This window comes from Mesorhizobium sp. M2A.F.Ca.ET.037.01.1.1, from assembly GCF_003998075.1.
GTDB lineage: Bacteria > Pseudomonadota > Alphaproteobacteria > Rhizobiales > Rhizobiaceae > Mesorhizobium.
The window spans coordinates 1-8,861 of the sequence record NZ_RZSA01000170.1 but is presented as its reverse complement, the minus strand read 5'-3'; the positions used below and the strand labels follow the sequence as shown (position 1 = coordinate 8,861).

General features: G+C 65.0%; 9 protein-coding genes. 2 read left to right on the top strand and 7 right to left on the bottom strand.

Annotation, left to right across the window (positions count from 1 at the left end; genetic code table 11):
* Window positions 1-48 precede the first annotated feature (48 nt).
* The 3 genes from EOA27_RS11230 to EOA27_RS11220 form a co-directional block, all read right to left on the bottom strand.
* A complete protein-coding gene (locus tag EOA27_RS11230; protein WP_127256170.1) occupies window positions 49-2,010 on the bottom strand; it encodes an acetyl/propionyl/methylcrotonyl-CoA carboxylase subunit alpha in 1,962 nt (653 codons plus the stop codon).
* Window positions 2,011-2,317: 307 nt separating this feature from the next.
* The gene (locus tag EOA27_RS11225; protein WP_126078344.1) at window positions 2,318-2,854 is read right to left on the bottom strand and encodes an O-acetyl-ADP-ribose deacetylase; all 537 of its coding nucleotides are present in this window, start codon (window positions 2,852-2,854) and stop codon (window positions 2,318-2,320) included.
* A gap of 2 nt (window positions 2,855-2,856) precedes the next feature.
* Window positions 2,857-4,464 (bottom strand): carboxyl transferase domain-containing protein, encoded by a 1,608-nt coding sequence (locus tag EOA27_RS11220; RefSeq protein WP_126078343.1) that lies wholly within the window; start codon window positions 4,462-4,464, stop codon window positions 2,857-2,859.
* Between the two features lie 245 nt (window positions 4,465-4,709).
* Between EOA27_RS11220 and EOA27_RS11215 the strand changes: the two genes are divergently transcribed.
* Window positions 4,710-5,102 carry a hypothetical protein gene (locus tag EOA27_RS11215; RefSeq protein ID WP_126078342.1) on the top strand — a complete coding sequence of 131 codons (393 nt, stop codon included), beginning with the start codon at window positions 4,710-4,712 and terminating at the stop codon, window positions 5,100-5,102.
* Window positions 5,103-5,119: 17 nt separating this feature from the next.
* Here the strand turns inward: EOA27_RS11215 and EOA27_RS11210 are convergent, their stop codons facing one another.
* The 3 genes from EOA27_RS11210 to EOA27_RS11200 all read right to left on the bottom strand — a co-directional run bounded on the left by EOA27_RS11210 (window position 5,120) and on the right by EOA27_RS11200 (window position 7,478).
* A complete protein-coding gene (locus tag EOA27_RS11210; protein WP_126078341.1) occupies window positions 5,120-6,283 on the bottom strand; it encodes an isovaleryl-CoA dehydrogenase in 1,164 nt (387 codons plus the stop codon).
* 49 nt (window positions 6,284-6,332) lie between these two features.
* A complete protein-coding gene (locus EOA27_RS11205; protein WP_126078340.1) occupies window positions 6,333-6,980 on the bottom strand; it encodes a TetR/AcrR family transcriptional regulator in 648 nt (215 codons plus the stop codon).
* A gap of 216 nt (window positions 6,981-7,196) precedes the next feature.
* Entirely contained in the window at window positions 7,197-7,478 is a 282-nt protein-coding gene (locus EOA27_RS11200) for an acylphosphatase (RefSeq protein ID WP_126078339.1), read from the bottom strand.
* 147 nt (window positions 7,479-7,625) lie between these two features.
* Here EOA27_RS11200 and EOA27_RS11195 point away from each other — a divergent pair, with 147 nt between their 5' ends.
* Window positions 7,626-8,111, top strand: coding sequence for a MarR family winged helix-turn-helix transcriptional regulator (locus tag EOA27_RS11195; RefSeq protein WP_126078338.1), 486 nt, complete (start codon window positions 7,626-7,628; stop codon window positions 8,109-8,111).
* A gap of 42 nt (window positions 8,112-8,153) precedes the next feature.
* On the opposite strand, the gene EOA27_RS11190 is transcribed toward EOA27_RS11195, so the two are convergent.
* Window positions 8,154-8,861: aminotransferase class I/II-fold pyridoxal phosphate-dependent enzyme (locus EOA27_RS11190; protein ID WP_127256167.1), on the bottom strand; the 708-nt coding region annotated here is incomplete at its 5' end.

Genomic DNA, 8,861 nt, shown 5'->3' with positions numbered 1-8,861 from the left:
CTCCTGTTTGTGTGAAGGTGGCCGGGGCTCGTCCCGGCCACTTTCGTTTTATCGCTGGTCCTCCGCGAACCGCACCAGCACCGTGCCGTCGCTGACCTGAGCTCCCTCGGCCGCGATCTCCGCGATCACCCCGTCATGCGGGGCGGCGATCATGTGCTCCATCTTCATCGCCTCAAGGATCAGAAGCGGCTGGCCCTTGATCACGGCATCGCCCACTGCTGCCCGCACCAGCTTGACCAGCCCCGGCATCGGCGCGCGCAGGCTGCCTGAGGCGGCTCCCGCCTCGTCGGCCTTGGCGAGCGGGTCGCGAACCGTGAAGGTGTAGCCGACGGCGCCCTCGAAGACCGTGACGTGGCCGGGCCAGCGGACGGCGCGCGGCATGGTTCTCAGATCATGCGTGTTCACGGCATCATGCGGCGCCTCCAGCGCCACCTGGAAGCGGCCGTCCGGCCGCGCCGAAACCCGGGCCAGAATGTTCTCCTCGCCATGGCGCAGGCGGATGCGGCGCGCGAGCGTGTGGAAATGGGCATAGCCTGAGAGCGTCGACCACGGATCTGCGGCGGCACCTGGCGCGCCGGCGTCGGTCGCGGCCAGCGCCGCGGCGGCAATCGTCTCGTCGCTTGGCGCGGGGATGGCGGTGAGCGCCTCCTGATGCCTGCCGATCAGCCCGGTATCGACATCGCCGGCCGCGAAATCGGCGTCCGCGGCAAGCGCCGCCAGGAAGGGGGTGTTGACTGTCGAGCCGGCAACTTCGGTCTCGGCGAGCGCACCGCGCAATGCCGCAAGGGCGGCGTTCCTGTCCTTGCCGTGCACCACCAGCTTGGCGATCATCGGGTCATAGAAGGGCGAGATCGCGTCGCCGGCGCGTACGCCGGTTTCGACGCGCATCGCAGCACCCTCCGGCGCCGCGTCTGGGAATTTCAGATGATGCAGCCTGCCGGTCGCGGGCAGGAACCCTTTCGCAGCGTCCTCGGCATAGAGGCGCGCCTCGAAGGCGTGGCCGGAAAGCGCGATCTCGCCTTGCGTCTTCGGCAGCCTTTCGCCGGACGCGACGCGCAACTGCCATTCGACAAGATCGACGCCGGTGACCATCTCGGTGACGGGGTGCTCGACCTGCAGCCGCGTGTTCATCTCCATGAACCAGAAGCGGTCGGCTTTGAGCCCCTGGGAGGCGTCGACGATGAACTCGATGGTGCCGGCACCCGAATAATTGATCGCCTTGGCGGCCTTTACGGCTGCCTCGTTCATCGCCTTGCGCAGCGCAGGCGTCATGCCGGGGGCGGGGGCTTCCTCGATCACCTTCTGGTGGCGGCGTTGCGCCGAGCAGTCGCGTTCGAAGAGATGCACGGCATTGCCGAAATTGTCGCCGAACACTTGGCACTCGATATGGCGCGGCTTGTCGACATATTTTTCGACCAGCACCCGGTCGTCACCGAACGCCGCTTTCGCTTCGCGCCGCGCGCCCGACAGCGCTTCGGAAAAATCGTCGGGATGGTCAACGCGGCGCATGCCCTTGCCGCCGCCGCCGGCGCGCGCCTTGATCAGGACGGGGTACCCGATCTCGCGCGCCTTGGAGGCGAGCAGCACGATCTCCTGCGCTTCGCCATGATAGCCGGGCACGACGGGCACGCCGGCCGCCTCCATCAGCCGCTTGGCGGCGTCCTTCAATCCCATGGCGCGGATAGAGGCGGCGCTCGGCCCGATGAAGACGAGGCCTGCCGCGGTCACCTGGTCGACGAAATCCGGATTTTCCGACAGGAAGCCGTAACCGGGATGGATCGCCTCGGCGCCGGTGGCGAGCGCCGCGGCAACGATCTTGTCGCCGCGCAGATAGCTTTCGCCGACAGGCGAGGGGCCTATATGCACCGCCTCGTCGGCCATCTCGACATGCAAGGCGCGGGCGTCGGCGTCGGAATAGACGGCCACGCTGCGCACGCCGAGCTTGCGGGCCGTGCGAATGACGCGGCAGGCGATCTCGCCGCGATTGGCGATCAGGATCTTGCCGAACATGGAACCTCCGCAGCCAGAGTATGCTTTGAGCGAGGTCGGCGTTCCTTCGCGCCCCCCTCTGTCCTGCCGGACATCTCCCCCACTTGGGGGGAGATTGGATGTCGCCGCCGCCTTCGCCAACTATCGACGTTGCAAAGGAGCCGTCCGCAAAGCTGCTGATCTCCCCCCTTCTGCGGGAGATGCCCGGCAGGGCATAGGGGGGCGCTGTCCCGCCAGCGCTTCGGGACAAGCATTCGTCCGAAATCATAGACCTCTCCCTCGCCAAGGGAGTGCTCTGCCGAGGTCGCCTCTTGGGCAGTTTTGGTCATCAAGGTCCGCTCCTTCCAACGGCAGCGGCGGCCCGCCGGTAGATCTCCGCCGTCTGCTCATCGAAACAGCAGAAGGTAACTGCATCCGGCACTGCATTCTGCCGCAGAAAGTTACTGACTGTGTCGACGGCAATCCCAGTCGCTTCCTCCTTCGGAAAGCGGTAAATACCGGTCGAGATCGCCGGAAACGCCACCGTCCGGCAATCATGGCCGAGTGCGATTTCGAGCGAGCGCCGATAGCACGAGGCAAGCAGGCTCGCCTCGCCCTCGCCGCCGCCCTGCCAGACCGGACCGACCGTATGGATGATGAAACGCGCCGGCAGGCGGTAGCCCCTGGTCAGCTTGGCGTCGCCGGTCTTGCAGCCGTTGAGCGTCCGGCACTCGGCAACCAGCTCCGGCCCGGCCGCGCGGTGGATGGCGCCGTCGACGCCGCCACCGCCGAGCGATGAGGAATTCGCTGCGTTCACGATGGCATCCACCACGAGTCGGGTGATGTCGCCGGTGTGGATGCGGATCCTGTCGCCGAGAGCACCCATCGTCACATCCTGAACACGCCGAACTTCGTGTCCTCGATGCCGGCATTGAGCGCCGCGGAGAGGCTGAGCGCCAGCACGTCGCGGGTTCTGGCCGGATCGATGATGCCGTCGTCCCAGAGCCTCGCCGAGGAATAGAGCGGGTGGCCCTCATGCTCGTATTTCATCAGGATCGGCTTCCTGAATTTGGCTTCCTCCTCGGCACTCCATTCACCACCCTTGCGCTCGATGCCTTCGCGTTTGACCATGGCAAGCACGGTGGCTGCCTGCTCGCCGCCCATCACCGAGATGCGCGCGTTGGGCCACATCCATAGGAAGCGGGGCGAATAGGCGCGGCCGCACATGCCGTAATTGCCGGCGCCGAACGAGCCGCCGATGATGACGGTGAGCTTCGGCACCTTGGCGGTGGCGACGGCCATGACCAGCTTGGCGCCGTCCTTGGCGATGCCGCCGGCCTCGTATTTTCGCCCCACCATGAAGCCGGTGATGTTCTGCAGGAAGACCAGCGGAATGCCGCGCTGGCAGCAGAGCTCGATGAAATGCGCGCCCTTGAGCGCGCTTTCGGAAAACAGCACGCCGTTGTTGCCGAGGATGCCGACCGGCATGCCGTGCAGATGCGCGAAGCCGGTGACCAAGGTCGTGCCGTAATTCTGCTTGAACTCGTCGAACTCCGAACCGTCGACAAGGCGCGCGATCACCTCGCGCACGTCATAGGGCTGGCGCAGATCCGTCGGCACGATGCCGTAGAGTTCCTGCGGATCGTAAAGCGGTTGGATCGGCTTCTGCAGATTCAGGCTCAGGGCCTTGTTCCGATTCAGATTCCGGATGATGCGCCGGCAAATGGCCAGGGCGTGCTCGTCGTCCATGGCGTAGTGGTCGGCGACACCGGAAAGCCTGGTATGGACGTCCGCGCCGCCGAGCTCCTCGGCGCTGACATCCTCCCCCGTCGCCGCCTTCACCAGCGGCGGGCCGCCAAGGAAGATGGTCGCCTGGTTGCGCACCATGATCGTCTCGTCCGACATCGCCGGCACGTAGGCGCCACCCGCCGTGCAGGAGCCCATCACGCAGGCGATCTGCGGGATGCCCGCCGCCGACATGTTGGCCTGGTTGTAGAAGATGCGGCCGAAATGCTCGCGGTCGGGGAAGACTTCATCCTGGTTCGGCAGATTGGCGCCGCCGCTGTCGACCAGATAGACGCATGGGAGGTTGTTCTGCAGCGCGATCTCCTGCGCGCGCAAATGCTTCTTCACCGTCAGCGGATAATAGGTGCCGCCCTTCACCGTCGCGTCGTTGACGACGACCATCACCTCCCGGCCCTCGACCCGGCCGATGCCGGTGATGATGCCGGCCGACGGAATGTCCTCGCCATACATCGACCAGGCCGCGAACTGGCCGACCTCGAGGAAGGGCGAGCCGGTGTCGAGCAGCTGTGCCAGCCGCTCGCGCGGCAGAAGCTTGCCGCGTGAGACATGGCGTTCGCGCGCCTCGTCGGAGCCGCCGCGCTCGACGCCTGCCGCCTTCTCGGAAATGTCGTCGACCAGCGCCCGCATGCGTTCGGCATTGGCGCGGAAAATGTCGGAGGAGGGGGAGATCTGGGTTTGCAGGGTGGCCAATTTGTTCCTCACACCTCTTGATGCCGTAGCGGAACCAGTGTAACAGCCCGCGCCCGGATGCAGCGTGCCAACCGTGGCATCTTTTGTACGTATGACACCCTCAAGAGGCGACGATGGAAAGCATGGATATGCGTTTCACCAGATGTCTCCCTTCGGCCATGGCCTGACGCCGCCGAAGGGCGGCTGTCCACGTCCCGAATCTGAGCAAGAGGAACACGGCGCCCGCAGGCGCTGTGGGTGTCATCATGTATTTGCGGTTTGTAACGCCGCTGATCCATCCGAACAGCCGGGTGGAGACCGGCTTCTTCCACGCGTCCTGGTACCTGTACCGGAACGGATGCCCGGACTGGATCCATGACGAATTGGACGATCAGTTCGACTGGTTCAACCGGCATCTGCCCATTCCAGGCCGGGTCGGCCGGCATTTCAAGCGCCGGAATTCGATCTGGGGCATCTGCTGGTTCCATCCGGACGCCAGGGAAGCGATCAGTCGTGCGCGTTATTGCGCCTGGCTGATCGAAGAGGGTGGTTTGCCGGTGCGCCCGATCACGGCGGCCCGTCAGCGCGAGATCCTGTGGCGCGACGCGCATCAGATCGTCGCCAAGCCAACCGACGACCTGCCCAAGGCGTTCGGCTGAGATGGCGGAGAGGGGCATCACGCCCCCTCCGCCATGATCTCGCGGCCGATCAGCCAGCGGCGGATCTCGCTGGTGCCGGCGCCGATCTCGTAGAGCTTGGCATCGCGCAGCAGCCGTCCCGTCGGGTAATCGTTGATATAGCCGTTGCCGCCGAGCAGCTGGATCGCGTCGAGTGCCATCTGCGTCGCCTTCTCGGCCGCGAAGAGCAGGCAGCCGGCGGCGTCCTTGCGCGTGGTCTCGCCGCGATCGCAGGCGGCCGCCACCGCATAGACGTAAGCCCGCGCGGCATTCATCGTCGTGTACATGTCGGCGAGCTTGCCCTGCACCAGTTGGAACGTGCCGATCGGCTGGCCGAACTGCTTGCGCTCATGCACGTAAGGTACGGCGACGTCGAGGCAGGCCGCCATCAGCCCGATGGGGCCTCCGGAAAGCACTGCCCGCTCATAGTCGAGCCCCGACATCAGCACCTCGACGCCGCGCCCTTCCTCATGCAGCACATTCTCGAACGGCACCTCGACATTTTCGAAGACGAGCTCGCCGGTGTTGGAGCCGCGCATGCCGAGCTTGTCGAGCTTCTGCGCCACCGAAAAGCCGGCAAAAGTCTTTTCGACGATGAAAGCGGTGATGCCGCGCGAATGGCGCTCCGGATCGGTCTTGGCGTAGACCACCATCGTTCCGGCGTCGGGGCCGTTGGTTATCCACATTTTCGAGCCGTTGAGCACATAGCGGTCATTGCGCTTTTCGGCGCGCAGCCTGAGCGACACCACGTCGGAGCCAGCGCCCGGTTCCGACATCGCCAGCGCGCCGACGGTTTCGCCCGAGCAGAGGGCAGGCAGGTATTTCTCCTTCTGCGCCGGCGTGGCCCAGCGATTGATCTGGTTGACGCAAAGGTTGGAATGCGCGCCGTAGGAGAGGCCGACAGAAGCCGATGCGCGCGAAATCTCCTCCATGGCCACGACATGCGCGAGATAGTTCATGCCGGTTCCGCCGAAATCAGGATCGGCGGTGATGCCGAGCAGGCCGAGCGCGCCGAGCTCGCCCCACAGATGCGCGGGAAACTCGTTGGAGCGGTCGATCTCCGCCGCGATCGGCGCGATCCTGTCCTGAGCGAAGCGCCGTACAGTGTCGCGCAACGCCTCGATGTCGGGATCAAGTCCGAAGCTGAGCGTGTTCGTGTACATGCCGTTCCTCCCTGCGCACGCCCCGGTCTTCGCGGGGATCATGCCCGTATCAGAGTGCCACGGCGTTCCCGGCTCGCCCGGAAGGACGCGCGGTGCCATGGCTGATTGTCGCGCCGACCAGGCGCATTGTCATCGAAAGATATGATGCCGTGACTTCGGCGAGCGACAGCCGTTCGCCCGGACGGAACCAGACGATCACGCCGGTCATCATCTGGATCAGCGCCATGGCGGTCAGGCCCGTATCGTCGATCTCGAACGCGCCTGCTTCCACGCCGTCGCGCAGGATCGTGCGCAGCTCCTTCTCATAGGCTGTGCGCATCTTGAGGATCTGCGTCAGTCTTTCATGCGACAGGCTGCGCAATTCCATGTTGGAGACATGGGTGGCGTGGCGCCGCTCGATGTGGAAGGCGATATGGTTCTCGACATAGGCGGCAAGCCGGGTGACCGGATCGGCACTTAACGGCCGCGCCGCGTCCCAAGCCTTGAGCAGACCCTCCATATGCTCTCGCATCAAGGTGAAAAGCAGATCTTCCTTGGTGGGGAAGTAACGGTAGAGCGCTGCCGCCTGCACGCCGACCTCAGCCGCCAGCTGCCGCATCGACATCGCCTCATAGCCCAGCCGCGCGATCAGGCTGACCGCCGCCTCGCGGACGGCCGCCTCGGTCTTTTCCCCGTCTGAGCCTGTGGTGCGCGCCATTTCGCCTCCAGCAGCACTAATAAAACGAACGTTCAATTAATTCAAGCGCCAAATCTCCCCCCCCTTGAGGGGGAGATGTCGCCAAAGGCGACAGAGGGGGTCGTCTCGCGTGAAGCGCCAACGCCCTTTGCGGCAAGAAGCCCACGCTGGAGACCTACGTGAGACGACCCCCTCTGGCCTGCCGGCCATCTCCCCCTCAAGGGGGGAGAGACCAACTCACACGACAATCCTGAAATCCACGGGCGCGTCGTCGCCCGCTTCCTCGATCTCGACCTTCGAGACGAGCGCGCCACGCGGCCCTTGCCACAGACGTTCGGTCATCGCCGTGACAGCGGCATCGGCGCCGGCAATCAGAGCGGTGACCGAGCCGTCGCGCTCGTTGCGCACCCAACCCGTCAACCCGAGACGCAGGGCTTCGCCGCGCGTCCAGACACGGTAGCTCACGCCTTGCACCGTACCGGAAACACGCACCCGAACGGCTTTTTGCTCACCTTGCATCGTCCGCTCCAGAATCTTCCCCATCAATCTGGAGCGCGAACGGGCAAATGCAACCGGTTCAAAGGATGGGTGGTATGGCGATTAAATAATTGACTCAGTCAACCAACAAGGAAATTATCGGATGTAATGTCTCCGAGGAGGGTCGGCATGCCGCATGAAGCCCTGGTCCATGAGATTCGTCGCTTCAACCGGTTCTATACCGGGCTGGTGGGGTTGCTCGATGAGACCTTGATGCAGAGCCCCTACACGCTGGTCGAAGCCCGCCTGCTGTTCGAGCTCGGGTGCAAGCCTAGACCCGTTGGACCGGCTGGTCTGCTGGCGCGCATGTTTCATCTCGACCTCGCGCCGGTGGCATCCGAACTGGCTGGAGAACTCAACCTCGCCCCCGCCTATCTCATGCGGGTGCTTCGGAGGTTCACTGCCACGGGGCTGGCTGAAATGCGCGACGACCCGGAGAACGGGCCGCCCGTCCTTGCGCTGACCGAGCGGGGTAAGGCCGCGCTGGCCGATCTCGAGGCAACGACGAACCGCGATCTCGCCCGCCTGATCGTCAAGCTCGAGAACGGGCAAGCCGCTGAGCTTTCCGATGCGCTGAACCGCGTGACGCGTCTGCTGGCAGCCGCGGGACTGTGAATCGCCCAATTAGCTCCCTGGGAAGCAGGGGCTGGGGTCCGGTCAGTTCCCCCGCGCTGCCGCGAGCGCGCCCGGCAATTCCTCGGCGAAGATGTCGAGCTCGTGGTCGAGGCCGACGCTGACCCTTATGCAGCGGTCGAGCCTGGGGACCATCGGCTTGCGGATGAACACGTCGCGCGACAAGAGGCCCTGCATCACCTTCAGCGCGAAGGCGCCGTCGCGGCCGCAGTCGATGGTGACGAAATTGGTCGCCGACGGCAACGGTTTCAGGTCGTTCTGCCTGGCGACGGTCGAAATGCGCTCGCGGCCAGCCGCCACGCGCGCCACCACCGTGCGCAGGTAATCCTGATCGGCAAGCGCCTCGAGACCGGCGATCTGCGCCATGCGGCTGACGCCGTAGTGGTTGCGGATCTTCTCGAAGTCGCGGATCACCTCGGCCTCCGCCACGGCGTAGCCGCAGCGTATGCCGGCCAGGCCGTAAGCCTTGGAGAAGGTGCGCATGCGGATGACGTTCGGCCGCGCGACATCGATCGCCGGCAGCGCCGTGGCCGGGCCAAGCTCACCATAAGCTTCGTCCAGCACCAGCATGGTGGTTTCCGGCAGCGCTTCGATGAAGCGGACGACATCCGGCGCCTCCCACCAGCTTCCCATCGGATTGTCGGGATTGGAGAGATAGACCAGCGGCGCCTTTTCGCTGACGACCTTGGCGAGGAGCCCGTCCAAATCCTCCTTGTCGTTGGCATAAGGCAC